Raw genomic sequence first — 285 nt, 5'->3', positions numbered from 1 at the left:
CTCAGCACAGCGCCCACCCAGGACAGGGCGTCGCCCGCGTAGTTGCCGGCGGCATCCCGCAGCCGCGCCACATCCTGCGGCGACAGGCGCCGGACCAGCTGGTCGATGGTGGGCATCAGCCGCTGGCGCACGGAGGTGGCGTAGCTCGGCAGGACCTCGGCCAGATGGGTGGCCTGCGCCCGGACCAGCGGCACCAGCAGCAGGACCAGCAGCACGATCAGCACCAGGAAGGACAGCAGCACCAGCGTGGTGCCGAGCCAGCGCGCCAGCCCAAGCCGCTCCAGC

1 protein-coding gene is annotated in these 285 nt (G+C 72.6%); it reads right to left on the bottom strand.

Going from position 1 to position 285, the window contains the following annotated elements; genetic code table 11:
• On the bottom strand, window positions 1–285 hold a 285-nt coding region (locus tag JT719_RS24640; RefSeq protein ID WP_207436431.1), incomplete at both ends, for an AI-2E family transporter.

It is taken from the genome of Sabulibacter ruber (assembly GCF_017355955.1).
Classification (GTDB): Bacteria; Bacteroidota; Bacteroidia; order Cytophagales; family Hymenobacteraceae; genus Nibribacter; species Nibribacter ruber_A.
Note: the sequence above shows the minus strand (reverse complement) of the source record. Positions and strands in the feature narration are given on the sequence as shown.